Origin of the sequence: Flavonifractor sp. An82, assembly GCF_002159265.1 — a bacterium.
In the GTDB taxonomy this organism is placed as follows: domain Bacteria; phylum Bacillota; class Clostridia; order Oscillospirales; family Oscillospiraceae; genus Flavonifractor.
In genome coordinates this window covers 12,503-33,902 of sequence record NZ_NFHG01000020.1, presented here as the reverse complement: position 1 = coordinate 33,902, position 21,400 = coordinate 12,503, and the positions used below count along the sequence as shown (strand labels likewise).

Sequence of the window (21,400 nt, the reverse complement as noted above, 5' to 3'; positions counted from 1 at the left end):
TGTCCCGATGAAACCGTGAAAAATTTAGAAAATGGAGGTCATTACCATGGATTTTGAGAAGATCAAAGCTGCTGCCGAAGGTTATAAGGCCGACATGACCCGCTTCCTGCGGGACATGATCCGCATCCCCAGCGAGAGCTGCGAGGAGAAGGGCGTTTGCGAGTGCATCAAGGCCGAGATGGAGAAGCTGGGCTTTGACAAGGCCGAGTTCGACGGCCTGGGCAACGTGATCGGCTGGATGGGCGAGGGCGACAAGATCATCGCCATCGACTCCCACATCGACACCGTGGGCATCGGCAACATCAACAACTGGACCCACGACCCCTACGAGGGCTATGAGGACGACGAGGTCATCTATGGCCGCGGCGGTTCCGACCAGGAGGGCGGCATGGCTTCCGCCGTGTACGGTACCAAGATCATGAAGGATCTGGGCCTGATCCCCGCCGGCTACAAGATCATGGTCGTGGGCTCCGTCCAGGAAGAGGACTGCGACGGCATGTGCTGGCAGTACATCGTCAACAAGTTCTTCCCCTCCATCGGCGTGAAGAAGGAGCAGGTCGAGTTCGTCATCTCCACCGAGCCCACCGACGGCGGCATCTACCGCGGTCACCGCGGCCGTATGGAGATCCGCGTGGACGTGAAGGGCGTTTCCTGCCACGGTTCCGCTCCCGAGCGCGGCGACAACGCCATCTACAAGATGGCCGACATTCTCCAGGACGTGCGCGCCCTCAACGAGAACGACGACGCCGACTCCACCGAGATCAAGGGCCTCGTGAAGATGCTCAACCCCAAGTACAACCCCGACCACTACGAGGACGCCCGCTTCCTGGGCCGCGGCACCTGCACCACCTCCCAGATCTTCTACACCTCTCCCAGCCGCTGCGCTGTGGCTGACTCCTGCTCCATCTCCATCGACCGCCGCATGACCGCCGGCGAGACCTGGGATTCCTGCCTGGAGGAGATCCGCAACCTGCCCAACGTGAAGAAGTACGGCGACGACGTGAAGGTTTCCATGTACATGTACGACCGTCCCTCCTGGACCGGCGAGGTGTACGAGACCGAGGCTTACTTCCCCACCTGGATCAACAAGGAGAGCGCCGCTCACGTGCAGGCTTTGGTGGATGCCCACCACGCCCTGTTCGGCGACAAGCGCATCGGGCCCGACGGCGCCATGCACCTGCGCAACCGTCCTCTGACCGACAAGTGGACCTTCTCCACCAACGGCGTTGCCATCCAGGGCCGCTACGGCATCCCCTGCGTGGGCTTCGGCCCCGGTGCTGAGTCTCAGGCTCACGCCCCCAACGAGATCACCTGGAAGCAGGATCTGGTCACCTGCGCCGCCCTGTACGCCGCCGTGCCCGGCCTGTACAAGGAGGAGAACAAGACCGACGACGTGTCTCAGTTCCGCGCCGGCAAGACCAACAATAATATCCAGTAATTTCGTCCCATAAGGGGCGGCGCAAGCCGACCCTGCGGATATGAAACCCGTATCCATCCACCAACCGACTATATTTTGAAAAGGAGATCGATTGCAATGGACAAGACTCTGCAGATGTATATCGACAAGCTGAATGCCCTGAACTTCAAGGAGATGTATGAGGGCGACTTCTTCCTGACCTGGGACAAGTCCGACGACGAGATCGAGGCCGTCTTCACCGTGGCCGACGCTCTGCGCTACATGCGTGAGAACAACATCTCCACCAAGATCTTTGAGTCCGGCCTGGGCATCTCCCTGTTCCGCGACAACTCCACCCGTACCCGTTTCTCCTTCGCTTCCGCTTGTAACCTGCTGGGCCTGGAGGTTCAGGACCTGGACGAGGGCAAGAGCCAGATCGCTCACGGCGAGACCGTCCGCGAGACCGCTAACATGATCTCCTTCATGGCTGACGTTATCGGCATCCGTGACGACATGTACATCGGCAAGGGCCACACCTATCAGAAGGAAGTGGTCGAGGCCGTGACCCAGGGCAACAAGGACGGCGTCCTGGAGCAGAAGCCCACCCTGGTTAACCTGCAGTGCGATATCGACCATCCCACTCAGGCCATGGCCGACATGCTGCACATCATCCACGAGTTCGGCGGTGTGGAGAACCTGAAGGGCAAGAAGATCGCCATGACCTGGGCTTACAGCCCCTCCTACGGCAAGCCCCTCTCCGTGCCCCAGGGCATCATCGGCCTGATGAGCCGCTTCGGCATGGACGTTGTCCTGGCTCACCCCGAGGGATACGAGGTTATGCCCGAGGTCGAGGAGGTTGCCAAGAAGAACGCCGAGAAGTCCGGCGGCACCTTCACCAAGACCAACAGCATGGCCGAGGCCTTCAAGGACGCCGACATCGTGTATCCCAAGAGCTGGGCTCCCTTCGCCGCCATGGAGAAGCGCACCAACCTGTACGCTGAGGGCGACACCGACGGCATCAAGGCTCTGGAGAAGGAGCTGCTGGCTCAGAACGCCAACCACAAGGATTGGTGCTGCACCGAGGAGCTGATGGCCACCACCAAGAACGGCAAGGCTCTGTACATGCACTGCCTGCCCGCCGACATCAACGATGTGTCCTGCAAGGACGGCGAGGTCGAGGCTTCCGTGTTCGATCGCTATCGTGATCCTCTGTACAAGGAGGCTTCCTACAAGCCCTACATCATCGCTGCTATGATCTTCCTGGCCAAGGTCAAGGATCCCCAGGCCACTCTGAAGGCCCTGGAGGAGCGCGGCATCGCCCGTTGGTTCCAGAAGTAAGATCCTGAATTCCTAACCGACTTCCATTTTTTCCTTCCCTTCCTTTTGAGGCCCGTCCGCATAGGTCAACCTGCCTGTATCTGTGCGGACGGGCCCATTTATTTCAGCAACGGAATATTTTGGGTGGCACGAGTCATCCATATGACAAAATTGAGGTGTTTCTTATGGGCAAACGTATCGTAATCGCCCTGGGCGGCAATGCTCTGGGCAACAATCTTCCTGAGCAGATGATCGCCGTGAAGCAGACCGCCAAGGCCATCGTGGACCTGATCGAAGAGGGTCACGAGGTTGTGGTGGCCCACGGCAACGGCCCCCAGGTGGGCATGATCCAGAAGGCTATGGCCGAGCTGACCCGCTCCGATCCCGAGAAGTACATCCCCTGCCCCCTGTCTGTGTGCGTGGCTATGAGCCAGGGCTACATTGGCTACGATCTGCAGAACGCTCTGCGTGAGGAGCTGCTGGACCGCGGCATCAACAAGGGCGTTGCCACCGTGCTGACCCAGGTGGAGGTCGATCCCGAGGATAAGGCCTTCCAGAATCCCACCAAGCCCATCGGCGCCTTCATGAGCAAGGAGGAGGCCGACAAGATGGTGGCCGAGCGCGGCTACAACGTGATCGAGGATGCCGGCCGTGGCTATCGCCGCGTGGTGGCTTCCCCCAAGCCCCAGTCCATCATTGAGATCCAGTCCATCCGCGACATGGTGTCCGCCGGTCTGGTGGTGGTGGCCTGCGGCGGCGGCGGTATCCCCGTCTACAAGACCGAGGGTCATCACCTGAAGGGCGCCGCTGCTGTCATCGACAAGGACTTCGCTTCCTGCGTGCTGGCTCAGCAGCTGGAGGCCGACACCCTCATCATCCTCACCGCTGTGGAGAAGGTTGCCATCAACTTCGGTAAGCCCAACGAGAAGTGGCTGGACGAGCTGACTCCCGAGGAGGCCCGCAAGTACATGGGCGAGGGCCACTTTGCCCCCGGTTCCATGCTGCCCAAGGTGCAGGCCGCTGTGGAGTTTGCTGAGAGCGCTCCCGGCCGTTCCGCCCTCATCACCCTGCTGGAGAAGGCCAAGGACGGCGTGGCCGGCAAGACCGGTACCGCCATCCACCAGTAATCCAAACCATAAAAGCGCCCGCCCTGGAAGCATCCGGGGCGGGCGCTTTTTATGTATGGATGGGAACTGCCCCTGCCGGTTTGACCAGCAGGGGCAGTTGGCTTAGTTTTGGGGGAGAGGCAGGGTGACGGTGAAGGTGGAACCCTTGCCCACCTGACTCTCCAGACTGACGGTGCCGCCGTAGAGCTGGGTGATGTGCTTGACGATGGCCAGCCCCAGACCGGTACCGCCGTTCTTCCGGGCCCGGCCCTTTTCCACCCGGTAGAACCGCTCAAAGACACGGCTCTGATCCTCCTCGGGAATGCCGATGCCGTTGTCCTGTACTGAGATCACGGCCTTGCCATCCCGGATGGCGATGCGGGTGGCTACCACGCCGCCGTTTTCGCTGTACTTGATGCCGTTGCCCATGAGATTGAAGAGCAGCTCCTTCAGGCGGCTCATGGGTACTGCCACCGTGGCGGCAGCGCCCTCCACAGTGAGGGTCACGCCGGCGGCCTTGGCGGAGGGCTCCAGCAGGGAGGCGGTGTCCTGGGCGGCCTCCAGCACGTCGGAGCGCTCCTGGGTCTGGTCGATGGCCACAGACTCCAGCTCGGACAGCTTGAGGATGTCGTTGATCAGGTCAATGAGCCGGTCCACCTCCACGCCGATCATGGTGATAAAGCGCTTCTGGTCGGCAGGAGCGGTGACCATGCCGCTGGACAGCATATCGGTAAAGCCCTTGATGGAGGTGAGGGGGGTCTTCAGCTCATGGGACACATTGGCGGTGAACTCGCTGCGGATGCCCTCCGCCTTCTTCAGCTCGGTAACGTCAGAGATCAGGATGGAGGTACCCACCGCCTGGCCCTCGTACTGGCGGCCGGAGACGGGGGAGACAAACATCCGCAGGGAGCGGGCGTCCTCGGTGAGGGCGTCCACATCCAGCATGATGGAGGAGTGCTTCTCCTGGCAGTCGCGGATGGCTTCCCGGAGGCGGCGGCTGCGGGTGACCAGAAGAGCGCCGTCGTCCGGCTCATCCTCAGAGAAGCCGAACAGGGTGCGGGCGGCCCGGTTGATGGCCAGCACTTTTCCTTCGGTGTCCAGCAGGATGAGACCCTCGTCCATGCAGTCCAGGATCAGGCTCACCTTGTCCCGCTCATCGGTGATGGACTGGATATAGCCGCCCAGCTGCTCCATCAGCTTGTCGATGTAGCGCAGGATGGGGCGCAGCTCGTCGTCCGCCTGGAGGTTCTCCAGACCGGGGGTCTTTTTCCCATCCAGTACACCCTGGAGGGCGATGCCCACCGAGTTGAGGGGGGAGACGATGCGGTTGGCGGTGCGGCGGGCCAGCAGTAAGGCCAGCAGAAGGGCGGCCACAGATGCGATCACAAAGCCCCACACGCCGCTCATGACCAGGGTGTCGATGGAGGACAGGGGCATGGAGGCACGGCCAATCATGCCGTCGGCGAAGCGCTTGGCCACATAGAGCATGGAAGTGCCCAGGGTATCGGACTGGCGGACTGCCTCGCCCCAGCCGGTGGCTTCAGCCTGGGCCACCTCGGGACGGCTGTTGTGGTCCTCCAGGGTGGAGGCGTCGGCATCGGTGTCCGCCAGTACGGTGCCGTCGGTATCGATGATGGTGAGCCGCTTGTCGGGAGCGGCAGCATGGAATTGCTGGGCCAGAGCATCCGGCTCGGTGATGGCGCTTTGGGCGTCCATCAGCACCAGCAGTTCCTGCAGGGTATTCCGGGCGGCGTCCATTTCGCGGCTGCGGAACATGAGTATGCCCACCACATTGGAGATCAGCAGAGCGAACACCACGGTGAGCAGGGTTGCGCCGATGATTCGTTTTTTCATAGTTTTCTCCTCTCGCGCAGGTAATGGGAAAACGGGCGGACCGGCCGCCCGTCACGGCATTTTATATCCCACGCCCCGGACGGTGGCGATCACATCCTCGCCCAGCTTCTGGCGCAGGGCTTTGACGTGCATATCCACGGTGCGGGTCTCGCCGGTGTAGTCGTAGTCCCATACGGTCTGAAGGATCTCGTCCCGGGTGAGGGCCACGCCACGGCGGGCGCACAGCAGACGCAGCAGCTCAAACTCCTTAAAGGTGAGTTCCACCAGCTTGCCGCCCTTGCGGACCTCCCGGGCGGCAGGGTCGATCTCCAGGTCCCCGCAGGTGAGGACCTGGTCTCCCCGGCGCTCCGTCCGGCGGAGCACCGCCTTCACCCGTGCCTGGAGCTCCATAATGCCGAAGGGTTTGACCACATAGTCGTCGGCACCGTTTTCCAGGCCGGATACCCGGTCCATCTCGGCGGAGCGGGCGGTGAGCATGATCACCGGGGATTCCGATGTACCGCGGCCCTCCCGCAGCCGGCGGAGGATCTCCAAACCGTCCATGCCGGGCAGCATGATGTCCAGAATGAACAGCACCGGCGGACTCTGGTCCGCCTCGCCCTCAAACATGGCTTCGCCGGATTCGTAGGGCCGGACGGTATAGCCTACCGATTGAAAATAATAGCGGAGCATCTCCCGGATGCTCTCGTCGTCCTCCACCACTACGATGGCTCTGGTCATGGGATCACCTTCCGTTTCGTATTGAGGTGCGTCAGGCCTGGGGCTGGATCTCACCGGTGACGCAGAAAATGGCCCACTGGGCGATATTGACCGCGTGGTCCGCGATACGCTCCAGGTACTTGGCAATGATGATCAGGTCGATGGCCTGGTCGGCCTCCTGCCGGTTCTCCACAATGAGCTCCACCAGCTCGCTCTTGATGGTGCGGAAAAGCTGGTCGATCTCATCGTCCAGGCTGACCACCGCGGCGGCAGCCTCGGTGTCCCGGTTGACGTAGGCGAAGATGGCGCGCTTGACCATGACGCCCGCCTTCTGGCTCATGGTGCGGATGTCCGCCAGGGTGCCGGTCTGCTTCTGCTCGGTGAGCAGCAGGGAGATCTCAGCGATGTTGGCGCACTGGTCGCCGATGCGCTGCAGGTCGGTGACCATCTTCAGGGCGGCGGAGATGGTGCGCAGGTCCCGGGCAACAGGCTGCTGCTGGAGCAGCAGGCGCAGGCAGCGGTTCTCAATGTCCCGCTCCATCTCGTCCATGTGGCGGGTCGCTTCTATGGCGGACTTGGCGGCGGTGTCATCGCTGGAGGCCAGAGACTCCACCACCACGTCGATGGCGTCCTCAGCGGCGGCCGCCATGTCGATCATTTCATAGTTGAGCTCCTGGAGCTCGGCGTCAAAGGTTTTTCTCATGGGAACCTCCTGTTAACCGAAGCGGCCGGTGATGTAATCCTCGGTGCGCTTGTCCTTGGGGACGGAGAAGAGCTGGGTGGTATCGCCAAACTCGATGAGCTGGCCCAGCAGGAAGAAGGCGCATTTGTCGGACACACGGGTGGCCTGCTGCATGTTGTGGGTGACAATGATGATGGTGTACTGGTTCTTCAGATCGGCGATGAGATCCTCGATCTTGGAGGTGGAGATGGGGTCCAGAGCGGAGGTGGCCTCGTCCATCAGCAGGATATCGGGCTCCACCGCCAGGGCACGGGCGATGCACAGACGCTGCTGCTGGCCGCCGGACAGGCCCAGAGCCGACTTCTTCAGCCGGTCCTTCACCTCATCCCAGATGGCGGCGCCCTGAAGGGATTTCTCCACGATGTCGTCCAGACGGCTCTTGTTGCGGATGCCGTGGGTGCGGGGGCCGTAGGCCACGTTGTCATAGATGGACATGGGGAAGGGGTTGGGCTTCTGGAACACCATGCCGATCTGCTTGCGCAGCCAGGTCACGTCCACCTTGGAGTCGTAAATCTCCTGGCCCCGGTACTGGATGGAGCCGGTGATCTTGATGCCGGGAACCAGATCGTTCATCCGGTCCAGGGTCTTGAGGAAGGTGGACTTGCCGCAGCCGGAGGGGCCGATGAGGGCGGTGACCTGCTTTTCGGGAATGTCCACGCTGACGTCTTTCAGTGCCTGGGTCTGGCCGTACCAGAGGTCCAGGCCTTTGACGGAGAGGATCGTATTTTCATCCATAATAGGAGCTCCTTAATTCTTCTTTAATTTCCGGCCCACCAGTTTGGCGGTGAGGTTGATGAGCAGAGTGAGGATCATCAGAATGGCGGCAATGGCAAAGGCCACGTCAAACTCGGCCCGCTCCCGGGCGTACACATACAGGGCCACGGTGAGGGAGGCGCCGGAGGAGTGGATAAAGTTGTCGAAGGAGGAGAAGAAGTTGTTCAGGCTCATGCCCATGCCGGCGGTGAAGAGCAGAGCGGCGGACTCGCCCACGATGCGGCCGACGGACAGGATACAGCCGGTGACGATGCCATCCACCGAGGAGGGGAGCACCACGGTGCGAATCATATGCCACTTGCCGGCACCCAGACCCAGGGCAGCCTCACGGTAGGACTGAGGCACGGTCTTGAGGGATTCCTGGGTGGTACGGATGATGGTGGGGATGGTCATGATGACCAGAGTGAGGGAGCCGGCCAGCAGGGAGGCCTGGAGGCCCAGGACCTGACAGAAGAACAGCATGCCCACCAGACCGAAGATGATGGAGGGAATGCCGGTCAGGGTCTCGGTGGCAAACTCCAGAATGGACACCAGCCGGCGGTTGGTGGCGTACTCGGTGAGGTAGATGGCGGCGCCCACGCCCAGAGGCAGGATGATAATGAGGGTGACCACCACCAGGTAGACCGTATTGAGGATGTTGGGCAGGATGCCGATGCTGTCCCGGATAAAGCTGGGCTCCGTGCTGAGGAACTCCCAGGTGATGTGGGGCAGACCCTTGACAAAGATATAGCCGATGATGAAGATCAGCAGACCGCAGGTCAGGGCCGCACAGAAATAAAGCAGAAAACGGAGGATGCGGTCATAAGCCTTCCGCTTCCCGGAAAGAGGCTGCATTTTAATCGTAACCAAAGTATATCACCCCTTCTTCCGTTTGAGAAGCGTATTGAGCACGACGTTGATGAGCATGATGAAGAGAAAGAGTACCAGCGCGATGGAGAACAGAGCCTGGCGCTGGAGGCCGGAGGCGTAGGCCATTTCGCTGGCCACGGCGGTGGTGAGGAAACGGACGGACTTGAAGAGGCCGGGCATGTTGGCCACGTTGCCTGCCACCATGATGATAGCCATGGCCTCGCCGATGGCGCGGCCGATGCCCAGTACCACGGAAGCGGCGATGCCGCTGGAGGCGGCGGGCACGCTCACCCGGAACACCGTCTCGATGTGGGTGGCGCCCAGGGCCAGGGAGGCCTCCTCATATTCACGGGGTACCGCCTTCAAGGCGTTTTCCGATACGCTGATGATGGAGGGCAGGATCATGACCGCCAGGACGATGATGGCGCAGAACAGGCTGGCGCCGTCGGGCAGGTTGAAGAACTCACGCACAGCGGGGACCAGCACCATCATACCGATGAGGCCGTATACCACCGAGGGGATACCGGCCAGCAGATCCACGGCGGGGCGCACCACGGCGGCCAGCTTGGGGGGAGCCACCTTGGCCAGGAAGACTGCCGTCATGAAGCCCACGGGGACGCCCAGCACGATGGCGCCGGCGGTGCCGTAGATGGAGGTCAGGATGAAGGGAAGAATACCGAAGGAGGGCTCCGAAGCGGTGGAGGCCCAGGTGGTGCCGAACAGGAACTCTGCCAGCCCGATCTCTTGAATGGCAGGCAGTCCCGAAATGATCAGATAGACGCTGATAAACAGCACGAAGACGACCGCGATGAAGCCGCACAGGAAGAAGATCAGGTTCATAAAGACTTCCAGCGGTCGGAGCTTTTGTTTCATGGCAAATGACCGGCCTTTCGTAAAGAGTTGTAATCATGGAGATTGCCCCCTCGGGACCGAGGGGGCAATCTTGGGAAAGGGACTTGTTTACTCGGCCACAGGCACCGCACCGGCACCGACGATCAGGTCAGCAGCCTCAGCGGAGGTGGCCCACTCGATGAAGGCCTGAGCCGCATCGGAGAGCTCGGCGCTCTCGCTGACGATGAAGTTGAAGTTACGCTGAATGGCGTAGCTGCCGTCCAGGACGGTCTCCTCGGTGGGAGCCACACCGCCCACGGTGATGGCCTTCACGGTCTCGTCCACAGCGGACAGGGAAGCGTAGCCGATGGCGTTGGGGTTGGAAGCCACGTTGGCGATGACTTCGCCGGTGGAGGTCAGCTCGTTCTGGTACTTGCAGGCATCCTCGGTGCCGGTGATGGACTCAAAGCCGTCGCGGGTACCGGAGCCGGCCTCACGGCCGATGAACACGACCTCGCCGTCGTTGCCGCCCACCTCGGACCAGTTGGTGATCTCGCCGGTGGCCAGAGCGGCGATCTGCTCCACGCTCAGGTCAGCCACAGGGTTCTGGGGGTTGACGATGATGGCGATGCCGTCCTTGGCCACGGTGATGGCCTTCACGCCGGTCTCATCATCCTTCAGGTCGCGGGAGGCCAGGCCGATGTCGCAGGTGCCGTCCTGGGCGCCGGTGACGCCGGCGCTGGAGCCGGAACCGGTGTAGCCGATGGTGACACCGGGCTGGACTTCCTTATAGCCCTCGGTCAGGTAGCCCATCACGCTCTCCATGGAGGTGGAGCCGTTGGTGTTGACGGTGCCGGACAGCTGGGTGTTGTCGTCGGGAGTCTCGGACTCGGTCACAGCAGGGCTGTTGGAGTTACCGGCGGGGGACTGGGTGGTATCACCGGTGCCGCCGCAGCCGGCCAGCAGGCCCACGCACAGGGCGGCGGAAAGCATCAGAGCAAGGGTTCTCTTTTTCATTCTGTTCAATCTCCAATCATGCAATGTATTCTTGGTGTCTCGGAACAAGCTACAGTATATCGGCGCTTTGTAAAGTTGTCCTTCATCACTTTGTAAAGAATGGGTAAAGTCACTCTCGCCCAGGGGATTGCGGACTTTACATTGTAGGATGTCCCATTTTACAAAAGGAATACCGGCATGGATGACAAAAGCTGTGAGAAATACAAAACGTGGAAAATGCAAAGGGCAATATATTGTATTCCCCTGGAAGAAAAGCTATAATAATGACTACGGAATCAGAGCCGTTATCCAGCCGATTACGGCTCTCTTTCCGGGACCGATCACCTGACCTGAGATCGGTAACAGCGTTAAGGAAATCTTAATTGATTTTTTGCTTCCTTTTTCCACAGTTTGTGATAAAATTGGGCTAATGTGTACCGGCCGGTCCGGCGCGCAGAGGGCCTGCTGGGCCCAACTATGAAAGTAAGAGAGGACGGATCCTATGGACCATCCATTTGACTGCCTGGTCATCGGCGCCGGTATGGCGGGCGCCATCTGCGCCCGGGAGCTGGCTGAGCGGGGCGGAAAGAAGGTGCTGGTGCTGGAGCGCCGGGACCATGTGGGCGGCAATGCCTACGACTGCTTCGATGAGGCCGGCGTGCTCATCCACCGGTACGGCCCCCATATCTTCCATACCAACGACAGACGGGTGTTTGAGTATCTGTCCCGGTTTACTGCCTGGCGGAACTACGAGCATCAGGTGGTGGCCAATATCCCGGCGGGGGAGGGACGGCAGGAGATGCCGGTGCCCTTTAACCTGATCTCCATGCGCACTGCCTTCGGCAAAGAGAAGGCAGACAGCCTGGCCCAAAAGCTGATTGGGGAGTATGGTGCGGAGAAGAAGGTTACTATCCTGGAGCTGCGCAAGAACCCTGACCCGGAAATTGCCGCTCTGGCCGACTATGTCTATGAGCACGTTTTTGTCCACTACACCATGAAGCAGTGGGGACAGCGCCCGGAGGAGATCGACCCCAACACCACCGCCCGGGTACCGGTCTTCCTGTCCGAGGACTGCCGTTATTTCCAGGACGTCCATCAGGGCATGCCCGCTGAGGGCTACACCCCCATGTTTGAGCGGATGCTGGACCATCCCGATATCACGGTGGCGCTGGGCGCCGACGCCGGGGACCGCCTGACCCTGGCCGACGGCACGGTGCTGCTGGACGGGGCGCCCTTTACCGGTACGGTGATCTACACCGGCGCGGTGGACGAGCTCTTCGGCTGCCGGTACGGCCGCCTGCCCTACCGCACCCTGAACTTCCGCTTCGAGACCCACCCGGTGGACTTCTGGCAGAGCCACGGCACGGTGAATTACACGGTGGATCAGGACTACACCCGGATCACCGAGTTCAAGTATCTCACCGGCCAGGAGCTGCCCGGCGTGACCACTATTATGAAGGAGTACTCCGCCGCCTACACCGGCGGGGAGGGGGAGGTCCCCTACTACGCCATCATTAACGAGGACAATAACGCCCTCTACGCCCGCTACAAGGCGGAGGCCGACCGCTATCCCCGGTTCCACCTGCTGGGCCGGCTGGCGGAATACAAATACTACAACATGGACGCCATCGCCGCCCGGGCGCTGGCTCTGTGTGACGATCTGCTGAAGTGAGGAAAGGTACGAAATTATGTCTAAGCTGATCACATTCGCGGTACCCTGCTATAACTCCGCGGCCTACATGGAGCACTGCGTGGAGACGCTGCTCACCGGAGGAGAGGACATCGAGATCATCCTGGTGGATGACGGTTCCACCAAAGACGACACCCCCGCCATCTGTGACCGCTATGCCGCCCAGTACCCCAATATCGTCAAGGCCATCCACCAGGAGAACGGCGGCCATGGCGAGGGCGTCAATCAGGGCATCCGCAATGCCACCGGCTTCTATTTCAAGGTGGTGGATTCCGACGACTGGCTGGATGAGGCTGCCCTCCAGAAGGCCCTGGCCAAGCTGCGCAAGTTTGCCAAGATGGAAAAGCCGGTGGACCTCTTCATCGCCAACTACGTCTATGAGCACGTGGAGGACAACACCCAGAAGGTGATCCGGTACACCAACGTCTTCCCCGAGGAGAAGATCTTCTCCTGGAGCCGGATGGGCCGCTTCCGTCCCTCCCAGTTCCTGCTGATGCATTCGGTGATCTATCGCACCCAGCTGCTGCGGGACTGCGGGCTGGAGCTGCCCAAGCACACCTTCTATGTGGACAATATCTTTGTCTACCAGCCCCTGCCCTACGTCAAGCGCATCTATTATATGGATATCGACCTGTACCGTTACTTCATCGGCCGGGCCGATCAGAGCGTCAATGAGCAGGTCATGGTCAAGCGTGTGGACCAGCAGCTGCGGGTCACCCGGCAGATGATCGAGAGCCACGACCTGCACCGGCTCCACCAGGAGCAGCCCAAGCTGGCCCGGTACATGAGCGGCTATCTGTCCATGATGATGACCATCTCCTCCATCTTCCTGATCCTGGACGGGTCCCCCGAGGCCCTGGGCAAGAAGACCGAGCTGTGGGAATATCTGCGCACCCGGGACGTGGGACTGTACCACAAATTTAAGTACCGCTCCCTGTCCTTTGTGGGCAATATCCCCGGCTATCAGGGCCGAAAGCTGTCCGTCAAGCTCTACCGGCTGGCCCGCAAGATCTACAAATTCAACTGATTGATAAGCAAAAAAAGGTGTGCTGCACAGGCAGCACACCTTTTTTATCTCTATGAAAGGCTCAGGCCATCAGGGTGGCCAGCCAGTCCCGAAGGGGCAGGTAAGCCAGGGGCAGGAAGATGGCGGGCAGCATATTGCCCACCCGCAGCTTTTCCTTGGGCAGGCCTAGCATATTGATGCCGATGCCCACGATGATGGTGCCGCCCACGGCGCTCATCTCGGTGACCACCGCCGGGTCCATGCCCTGACCTACGGCGCTGAAGATCAGGGTCAGGCCCCCCTGGTAGAACAGGATGGGGATGGCGGCAAAGGCCACGCCCACGCCCATGGCGGCGGCAAAGGTGATAGCGCTCACCCCGTCGATCACTGCCTTGGAGATCAGAATGTCGTAGTTGCCGTTCATGCCGGCCTCCATGGAGCCGTTGATGGCCATGGCTCCCACACAGAAGAGTACCGAGCAGTTGACAAAGCCCTCCACAAAGCGGCTGTTGCTCTCGCCCCGGATGAGCTTGTTGCGCAGCAGAGTGCCCACCGAGTCCATTCGCTTTTCAATGTTGATGAGTTCGCCCAGCAGGGTGCCGATCACCATGCACACGATAACACATAGGGTGTCTGCTGTGCCGATCATGCTGGAGATGCCGATGCCCAGCACACACAGACCCAGAGCAAAGGTGATGCTGGAGGCGAAGCGGGCGCTGATCCGGTTTTTGAATACAAGGCCCAGACAGCTGCCCAGCAGAATCAGGACCACATTGATAACGGTGGCAATCATAGGGACTCCTCACTTTTATACTGCAATTCGCTAAAATACATGCTTTTATAATAATAGGACAAAGGGCGGCGTTTGTCAAAGAGTTTCTGGACGTATGCCGGACAACCCCGGGGAATAGAGTGGAAGTGGACCACAGAAAGGGGGAGAGCCTGTTGAAGCTCGACCGGACATCCATGCTCTATGGGACACTGCTGCTTACAGGTACCGGCATCGCCGGGCAGTTTTTGGGCTTTGTATACCGCATCCTGCTCTCCCGGCTCATCGGGGCGGAGATCATGGGGCTGTACCAGCTCATCATGCCGGTCTATTCGGTACTGCTGTCGCTGACGGCAGTAGGGCTGACGGCGGCGGTGTCCAATCTGTCCGCCGGATATTTTGCCCGGGGACAGCGGGGGGCGGTGCGGCAGGTGCTCCGCCGGTGCCTGCTGTGCTTTTTGGCCCTCTTCACGGTGCTGGCGCTCCTCACCGCCCTGCTGTATGATCCCATCTCGGTCTACCTGCTGGGGGATGCCCGTACCCAGACCGGGCTGCTCCTGCTGTTGCCCTGCATCCTCCTCACCGGGGTGGAGAATCTCCACAAGCATTTCTTCTACGGCACCGGCGCCGTCCGTCCCCCGGCGGTGGTGGAACTGTGCGAGCAGGTGATCCGGGCGGCGGCGGTGCTGGGGCTGCTGGTGCTCTTTTTGCCTCAAAATCCGGAGCGGACGGTTGCCCTCATCGTGGTGGGCATGATTATCTGCGAGCTCTTCTCCTCGGTGACTCTGATGCTGCTGGCCCGCCGCCGTTTGGAGGGGGAGGCGCTCCGTGAGCCGGGGGCCTCCCGGCGGATGAACCGGCAGATCCTGGCTATCGCCCTGCCGGTGGGTCTCACCAGTCTGCTGGGCAACCTGATGGGTTCGGCCAACGCGGTGCTCATTCCCCAGCGGCTGGTGGCCGCCGGGGCGGAGGTGAGCCGGGCCATGGAGGAGTTCGGCGTGCTGTGCGGCATGACCATGCCCATGCTCTGTCTGCCTACCGCCTTTATCGGGGCCCTGGGGCTGGTGCTCATGCCCAAGCTGGCCCAGGGTACCGCCCTGGGCAACGGGGCCCTGGTGCGCCGGCGCATCGACCGCTCCCTGCTGGCTACCTCCATGCTCATGTTCCCGGCCCTGGCCCTGTTGGTGGTGCTGGGACCCACCCTGGGCAGGCTGCTCTTCCAGGAGGAGATGGTGGGGCGGCATCTGCTTCCCCTGTCGGTGGGGGTGCTCCTCTCCTGCTGGCAGGCGGTGCTGGGCTGCGCCCTCAACGGCCTGGGCAGGCAGCAGGGGGCTGCCCGCAGCTCCATTCTGGCAGGAGCGGTGCAGCTGGTGTGTACCTATGTGCTGCTGGGCCTGCCGGGAGTGGGCATCGGCGGCTATCCGGTGGGAGTGGTGCTCTCCTCCGCCCTAGGGGCATTGCTCAACTGGCTCCAGGTGCGGCGGGCGGCGGGACTGAGGCTCAAGCCTTTTGAGTGGGTGGTAGCGCCTGGGCTGGCCGCCCTGCTGATGGGACTGACCTGCAATCTGCTGTTCCATGTGATGCTGGATATGGGGGTGGGAGAGGTGACCGCCATGGGCGGATGCACTGCCTTCGGGATCGTCCTCTATCTGGCTGCCCTCCAGGCCCAGGGGATGGGGCCAAATCGCCTCTTTTGGCTGGGACGGAATCAGAGGAAATAGCTGGAAGCCAGCAGCAGAGAGAGCAGGCAGAAGAAGAGCACGCCGGGATTTTCAAAGAAGAGCCGCCATTTCCACCCCTCGGACAGGGAGACCGTGCCGGGCTCCAGCTTGATATCCCGCCAGCCGGTGATGAGGAAGGTGATACCCACCACGATGGACCCCAGCACCAGCAGGGAGCTGAGCTGGTCTCCCAAAGAACCAAATTGATCCAGCAGAGGCATCAGAGCCACCGAGACGCCATTTGCGATGGCGTGGATCAGAATGGTGTATCGCAGTCGGCCGGTGCGCAGGGTGATATAGGAAAAGAGGGCTCCCACGGCGAAGGCGTAGAAGAACTGGTTCAGATTGCCGTGGAACAGGCCGAAGCACAGGGCGGAGGCCAGAATGGCAAACCGATCGCCGTAGGGCCGCAGCCGCTCCAGCAGCAGGCGACGGAAGAGGTATTCCTCCGAGAGAGGGGCGATGAGGCAGCCCAGCAGGATGTTCAGGACCATGGGATACCCGGCCAGATTGTCCACAGGATTGGTCACGGGCGCCCCACGCAGAGTACCGATGAGCTGGGTAAGCAGGAGAGTGAGCAGATTGGCCAGATAGATCAGGCCCAGAGTGCTGATCAGCGCCTTGCAGAAGGGCAGAGGACCCATGGAACGGGGGACGGGGCGCTGGGGAGCGGCCATACCCCGCAGCACCAGGCAGAAGGCGGGGACGCCCACGCCGTAGGCCGAGCCTGCCGACAGCAGCCAGAGAAAGACCGGCTGGGCCAGCAGCTGGGGATACAGGATGCCGACCACAAGGCTGACCAGCAGCTGGACTACAACTGTGGCGGCCATCTGGGCGAACAGGGCCCAGCCCAGCCGGGAGAACCATTGACAGTGGGGGCGCAGCAGAGCGCCCTGATCTGAACGGCGGTACATTCCGTCACCTCGCACAAAAATAAATCGAAAATTCTCTGTTTCCGGTCGCCGGGAGAACGTCAAAGTTTCGCGCCCGCTTCGGGCGCAAGGCTTCCAGGGATTCATTATAACAAGAATGGGTGAGAAGGGCAAGAAATCGGACATATTGACATGGCGCTTTTCTATGATACAATATCTTGTGCTTGTATATGATATTAACTCAAGAGGAGAGATAGGATATGCCCATTTCTGAAAACGCCAAGGCGGTGCTGGAGCGGCGCTACCTGGCCCGGGACGAGCAGGGGAACCCCACCGAGACGGTGGACGGCCTGTTCCGCCGGGTAGCCAACGCCATCGCCGAGGGCGACCGCCATTTTGATCCCAAGGCCGATGTGGTGGCCACGGCGGCGGAGTTCTACGAGATGATGACCAATCTGGACTTCCTGCCCAATTCCCCCACCCTGATGAATGCCGGCCGCCCCCTGGGGCAGCTGTCCGCCTGCTTTGTGCTGCCGGTGGCCGACTCCATGGAGGATATTTTCGACGCCATCAAGAACGCTGCCCTCATCCACAAGAGCGGCGGCGGCACCGGCTTCTCCTTCTCCCGGCTGCGTCCCAAGGGCTCTACCGTCAACTCCACCGGCGGCGTGGCCAGCGGCCCCATCTCCTTTATGAAGGTGTTCAACGCCGCCACCGAGGCGGTGAAGCAGGGCGGCACCCGCCGGGGCGCCAATATGGGCATCCTCCGGGTGGATCACCCCGACATCATGGAGTTCATCACCTGCAAGAACGACACCTCTGAGATCACCAACTTCAACATCTCCGTGGGCATCACCGAGGCCTTTATGGAGGCGGTGAGCGCCGACAGTATGTATGACCTGGTGGACCCCGCCGCCGGCCGTGTGGTGGGCCAGCTGAAGGCCAGGGAGGTCTTTGACGCCATCGTCACCTCTGCCTGGCAGACCGGCGAGCCCGGCATCATCTTCCTGGACCGGCTCAACCGGGACAACGCCGTGCCCGACCAGGGGGAGATCGAGTCCACCAACCCCTGCGGCGAGCAGCCCCTGCTGCCCTATGAGAGCTGCAACCTGGGCTCCATCAACCTGGTCAACCACATCACCAGAACAGTGGCGGGCTGGGTGCTGGACCGGGCCAAGCTGGAGAAGACCATCCGCACCGCCGTTCACTTCCTGGACAACGTCATCGAAGTCAACCAGTACCCCCTGCCCGAGATCGACAAGATGACCCGCTCCACCCGGAAGATCGGCCTGGGCGTCATGGGCTTTGCGGACATGCTCCTCTACATGGGCGTGCCCTACAACAGCGAGGAGGGCGTGGCCCTGGCCGCCGAGATCATGGACACCATCAACACCATCGGCCACCAGGAGAGCGAGCGGCTGGCGGAGAGCCGGGGCGCCTTCCCCCTCTTTGACCAGAGTATTTATAAGGACGGCAAGCCCATCCGCAACGCCACCGTTACCACCATCGCCCCCACCGGCACCCTGTCCATCATTGCCGGGGTGTCCTCCGGCGTGGAGCCGGTGTTTGCCTATGCCTATATCCGCAACGTCATGGACAACACCCACCTCATCGAGACCAACCAGATCCTGAAGGACAAGCTGGTGGAGGCGGGGATCTACTCCGAGGCTCTGATGAAGCAGATCGTGGAGCAGGGCTCCCTGGCCCATGTGGAGGGCATCCCCGAGGAGATCAAGCGGGTCTTTGTGTGCGCCCACGACGTGTCCCCCATCTGGCATGTGAAGATGCAGGCCGCCTTCCAGCAGTACACCGACAACGCCGTCAGCAAGACGGTGAACTTCCCCAACTCCGCCACCAAGGCGGAAGTGGCTGAGGTCTACCGCCTGGCCTACACCCTGGGCTGCAAGGGCACCACCATCTACCGGGACGGCAGCCGCAATGAGCAGGTGCTCAACATCGGCAAGGTCAACGATGGCAAGGAGCCTGCTCCTACCGGCCGGGTATGCGAGGAGTGCCAGGTACCCCAGGAGGCTTACGGCCACATCCAGCCCCGGCCCCGCCCCGCGGTGACCACCGGCTTCACCGAGAAGGTGCGCATCGGCTGCGGTAACCTTTATATCACCGTCAACTACGACGAGAACGGCATCTGCGAGGTGTTCACCAACACCGGTCGTGCCGGCGGCTGCCCCAGCCAGAGCGAGGCTACTGCCCGGCTGGTCAGCGTGGGCATCCGCTCCGGCATGGACCCCAAGGAGATCATCCAGCAGCTCAAGGGCATCCGTTGCCCCTCCTGCCTGCGGCAGCCCGGCGTGCCGGTGACCTCCTGCCCCGACGCCATTGCCAAGGCGCTGGAGAAGGTGCTCAAGGTGTCCAAGGACGCCCATGAGCCCGCGCCCGCTCCCATCAGCGCCGCTACCAAGGCGGCTCCCATTCCCCGGCCGGGCATGACCCCCGCCGAGGCCAAACTGGCCAAGTTCTGCCCCGAGTGCGGGGCCAAATTGGAGCATGAGGGTGGCTGCGTCACTTGTCGTGACTGCGGCTACTCCAAGTGCGGCTAAACAGGCAACGGGCCTGTCGCGTTTTCCCGCGGCAGGCCCGTTTTTTCACAGAGGCGGGATAGGGTCCGGAAAGAACCGCCAAACTAAGGAGCGCGCCCCCAGGGCGCAGTGATGGAAACAGGAGGCGTCAGCCATGTGTACCAGTCTCACCCTTACCACAGCAGACCCCTACTTCGGACGGAATCTGGATCTGGAGTACCACTTCGGACAGCAGGTGGTCATTACCCCCCGCAACTTCCCGCTGACCTTCAAAAAAATGCCCACCCTGGAGCGGCACCATGCCATCATCGGCATGGCCACCGTGGCGGCGGGCTATCCCCTCTATGCCGAGGGGGTCAATGAAAAGGGCCTCTATTTGGCGGGGCTGAACTTTCCGGGCAATGCCAGCTACCCCTGCGGCCCGGCGGATGGCACCCCGGCGGCCCCCTATGAGCTGATCCCCTGGCTGCTGGGCACCTGTGCGTGCGTGGAAGATGCGGCGGAGCAGCTGCGCCGTACCCGGCTGCTGGAGGAGCCCTTTTTACCCTCCATGCCCTCGGCTCCCCTCCACTGGCACTTGGCCGACGGGAAGCGGGCCATGGTGATCGAGCCCATGGCCGACGGGCTGCGGCTGTTTGAGGACCCGGTGGGGGTGCTCACCAACAACCCTACCTTTGATTACCACCTGACCAATCTGAATCAGTATCTGGGCCTCTCCGCCGCCCAGCCGGAAAACCGCTTTGGCGGACCGGAGCTGCGTACCTTTGGGCAGGGAATGGGAGGGCTGGGCCTGCCGGGAGACTGGTCACCTGCCTCACGCTATATTCGGGCAGCCTTTCTGAAGTGCAACAGTGCCTGTGAGCCAGACGAGGCCTCCAGTGTGGGGCAGGTCTTTCACATCCTGGATGCGGTAGCCATGCCCCGGGGAGCGGTGCGCACCCCGGAGGGCAAGTGGGACATCACCGATTACAGCTGCTGCATCAACGGCAGGACGGGCACCTACTATTATAAGACCTACGATAACAGCCAGCTCACGGCGGTCCCCATGGACGAGGAAAAGCGGGAGGGCAGGGAACTCATCTGCCGCCCCCTGATCACTGCCCAGCAGATCCGTGTGGACGGCTGACCGGAGGCCGGGGCCATAAGCCCCGGTTGTACATATTGACCAAACAGCCGTCCCGGACCTCATAGGGAAAATGGGGTCAAAGGGGCGAAAAACCGGCTGGTTTGCCGTTTCGTCCCATAGGTATGGCGGCATTCCGGAAATCAGTTGTGCATATTGTCTATAATCATTGATAAAAAAATAACGAAATTCTCTTCCATTTTACTTGCCTGTTTGGCGGGGGTGAGGTATACTTATTAGGTGGGAACTTGTTAAAAATATAACAATTCTAGATAGGTAACAGGACAAGGAGGCAGAACAAATGGGTTTTGTGAAGCTGGAAAAGCAGGGCCACGTCGGCGTGGTCACCATTGACCGGCAGGAGGCGCTGAACGCGCTGAACAGCCAGGTTCTGAGCGATCTGGACGCTGTCATCGATCAGGTGGCTGCGGACGACGAGATCTATGTTATGATCCTCACCGGCGCGGGCCGTTCCTTCGTGGCGGGCGCTGATATCGGCGAGATGAAGAACTTCTCTTCCATCGACGGCAAGAAGTTCGGGGTGCACGGCGGCGGCGTGTTCCTGAAGCTGGAGAACATGGCCAAGCCCGTCATCGCGGCGATCAACGGCTTCGCCCTGGGCGGCGGCTGCGAGCTGAGCATGGCTTGTGATATCCGTCTGGCCAGCGAGAAGGCCAAGTTTGGTCAGCCCGAGGTGGGCCTGGGCATCACCCCCGGCTTCGCCGGCACTCAGCGGCTGCCCCGCATCGTGGGCATCTCCAAGGCCATGGAGCTCATCCTCACCGCCAAGGTCATCAAGGCTGAGGAGGCCAAGGCCATCGGCCTGGTCAGCGAGGTCTATCCCGCCGAGGAGCTGATGGATAAGGCCATGGAGCTGGCCAACGCCATCTGCGCCAACGCTCAGATCGCCGTGCAGGAGTCCAAGCGCTGCATCCGCATGGGCATGCAGACCGACATCGCCACCGGCTCTGCCTTTGAGGCTGAGGCTTTCGGCGTCTGCTGCGGCACTGCCGACAAGGACGAGGGCATGGGCGCTTTCCTGGAGAAGCGGGCTGAGAAGCACTTCCAGAACAAGTAAGCTGTCCGGAAGAGATTCCGGTACGGTACATTACTTATGG

The 21,400-nt window shown here is 61.4% G+C and carries 18 protein-coding genes; 9 read left to right on the top strand and 9 right to left on the bottom strand.

What is annotated here, in order from left to right:
* The first annotated feature begins 46 nt into the window (after positions 1–46).
* The 3 genes from B5G34_RS15495 (at position 47) to arcC (ending at position 3,840) form a co-directional block, all read left to right on the top strand.
* The gene (locus B5G34_RS15495) at positions 47–1,438 is read left to right on the top strand and encodes a YgeY family selenium metabolism-linked hydrolase (protein ID WP_087339577.1); all 1,392 of its coding nucleotides are present in this window, start codon (positions 47–49) and stop codon (positions 1,436–1,438) included.
* A gap of 96 nt (positions 1,439–1,534) precedes the next feature.
* Positions 1,535–2,734 carry a knotted carbamoyltransferase YgeW gene (ygeW, locus tag B5G34_RS15490; RefSeq protein WP_087339573.1) on the top strand — a complete coding sequence of 400 codons (1,200 nt, stop codon included), beginning with the start codon at positions 1,535–1,537 and terminating at the stop codon, positions 2,732–2,734.
* Positions 2,735–2,898: 164 nt separating this feature from the next.
* Positions 2,899–3,840, top strand: a complete 942-nt coding sequence (gene arcC / locus B5G34_RS15485; protein WP_087339569.1) for a carbamate kinase — start codon at positions 2,899–2,901, stop codon at positions 3,838–3,840.
* Between the two features lie 102 nt (positions 3,841–3,942).
* Here the strand turns inward: arcC and B5G34_RS15480 are convergent, their stop codons facing one another.
* The 7 genes from B5G34_RS15480 to B5G34_RS15450 all read right to left on the bottom strand — a co-directional run bounded on the left by B5G34_RS15480 (position 3,943) and on the right by B5G34_RS15450 (position 10,585).
* Positions 3,943–5,673 carry an ATP-binding protein gene (locus B5G34_RS15480; protein WP_087339566.1) on the bottom strand — a complete coding sequence of 577 codons (1,731 nt, stop codon included), beginning with the start codon at positions 5,671–5,673 and terminating at the stop codon, positions 3,943–3,945.
* A 51-nt stretch (positions 5,674–5,724) separates the two neighbouring features.
* Complete coding sequence (locus B5G34_RS15475) at positions 5,725–6,393, bottom strand: response regulator transcription factor (RefSeq protein ID WP_087339563.1); 669 nt, start codon at positions 6,391–6,393, stop codon at positions 5,725–5,727.
* A gap of 31 nt (positions 6,394–6,424) precedes the next feature.
* Positions 6,425–7,075 carry a phosphate signaling complex protein PhoU gene (gene phoU, locus B5G34_RS15470; protein WP_087339560.1) on the bottom strand — a complete coding sequence of 217 codons (651 nt, stop codon included), beginning with the start codon at positions 7,073–7,075 and terminating at the stop codon, positions 6,425–6,427.
* Between the two features lie 12 nt (positions 7,076–7,087).
* Positions 7,088–7,849, bottom strand: coding sequence for a phosphate ABC transporter ATP-binding protein PstB (gene pstB, locus B5G34_RS15465; protein ID WP_087339557.1), 762 nt, complete (start codon positions 7,847–7,849; stop codon positions 7,088–7,090).
* Between the two features lie 12 nt (positions 7,850–7,861).
* On the bottom strand, positions 7,862–8,728 hold the full coding sequence (gene pstA, locus B5G34_RS15460) for a phosphate ABC transporter permease PstA (protein ID WP_087339624.1): 867 nt from the start codon (positions 8,726–8,728) through the stop codon (positions 7,862–7,864).
* A gap of 15 nt (positions 8,729–8,743) precedes the next feature.
* Entirely contained in the window at positions 8,744–9,610 is an 867-nt protein-coding gene (pstC, locus tag B5G34_RS15455; RefSeq protein ID WP_087339553.1) for a phosphate ABC transporter permease subunit PstC, read from the bottom strand.
* A gap of 87 nt (positions 9,611–9,697) precedes the next feature.
* A complete protein-coding gene (locus B5G34_RS15450; protein ID WP_087339550.1) occupies positions 9,698–10,585 on the bottom strand; it encodes a phosphate ABC transporter substrate-binding protein in 888 nt (295 codons plus the stop codon).
* Between the two features lie 481 nt (positions 10,586–11,066).
* Here B5G34_RS15450 and glf point away from each other — a divergent pair, with 481 nt between their 5' ends.
* Together glf and B5G34_RS15440 are read left to right on the top strand one after the other, a co-directional pair.
* Positions 11,067–12,236, top strand: coding sequence for a UDP-galactopyranose mutase (glf, locus tag B5G34_RS15445; protein ID WP_087339547.1), 1,170 nt, complete (start codon positions 11,067–11,069; stop codon positions 12,234–12,236).
* 16 nt (positions 12,237–12,252) lie between these two features.
* Positions 12,253–13,281: a glycosyltransferase family A protein gene (locus B5G34_RS15440; protein WP_087339542.1), complete on the top strand. Its 1,029-nt coding sequence runs from the start codon at positions 12,253–12,255 to the stop codon at positions 13,279–13,281.
* Positions 13,282–13,342: 61 nt separating this feature from the next.
* On the opposite strand, the gene B5G34_RS15435 is transcribed toward B5G34_RS15440, so the two are convergent.
* Positions 13,343–14,053 carry a DUF554 domain-containing protein gene (locus tag B5G34_RS15435; protein WP_087339540.1) on the bottom strand — a complete coding sequence of 237 codons (711 nt, stop codon included), beginning with the start codon at positions 14,051–14,053 and terminating at the stop codon, positions 13,343–13,345.
* Between the two features lie 152 nt (positions 14,054–14,205).
* Between B5G34_RS15435 and B5G34_RS19455 the strand changes: the two genes are divergently transcribed.
* On the top strand, positions 14,206–15,750 hold the full coding sequence (locus tag B5G34_RS19455) for an oligosaccharide flippase family protein (protein ID WP_275532305.1): 1,545 nt from the start codon (positions 14,206–14,208) through the stop codon (positions 15,748–15,750).
* On the opposite strand, the gene B5G34_RS15425 is transcribed toward B5G34_RS19455, so the two are convergent.
* On the bottom strand, positions 15,738–16,664 hold the full coding sequence (locus B5G34_RS15425; protein ID WP_087339537.1) for a CPBP family intramembrane glutamic endopeptidase: 927 nt from the start codon (positions 16,662–16,664) through the stop codon (positions 15,738–15,740). The two genes, B5G34_RS19455 and B5G34_RS15425, sit on opposite strands and share 13 nt — an antisense overlap.
* A 218-nt stretch (positions 16,665–16,882) precedes the next feature.
* Here B5G34_RS15425 and B5G34_RS15420 point away from each other — a divergent pair, with 218 nt between their 5' ends.
* The 3 genes from B5G34_RS15420 (at position 16,883) to B5G34_RS15410 (ending at position 21,360) form a co-directional block, all read left to right on the top strand.
* The gene (locus B5G34_RS15420) at positions 16,883–19,180 is read left to right on the top strand and encodes a vitamin B12-dependent ribonucleotide reductase (RefSeq protein WP_087339534.1); all 2,298 of its coding nucleotides are present in this window, start codon (positions 16,883–16,885) and stop codon (positions 19,178–19,180) included.
* 133 nt (positions 19,181–19,313) lie between these two features.
* Entirely contained in the window at positions 19,314–20,285 is a 972-nt protein-coding gene (gene bsh / locus B5G34_RS15415; RefSeq protein ID WP_087339531.1) for a choloylglycine hydrolase, read from the top strand.
* Between the two features lie 298 nt (positions 20,286–20,583).
* On the top strand, positions 20,584–21,360 hold the full coding sequence (locus tag B5G34_RS15410) for an enoyl-CoA hydratase-related protein (protein ID WP_087339528.1): 777 nt from the start codon (positions 20,584–20,586) through the stop codon (positions 21,358–21,360).
* Positions 21,361–21,400 lie beyond the last annotated feature (40 nt).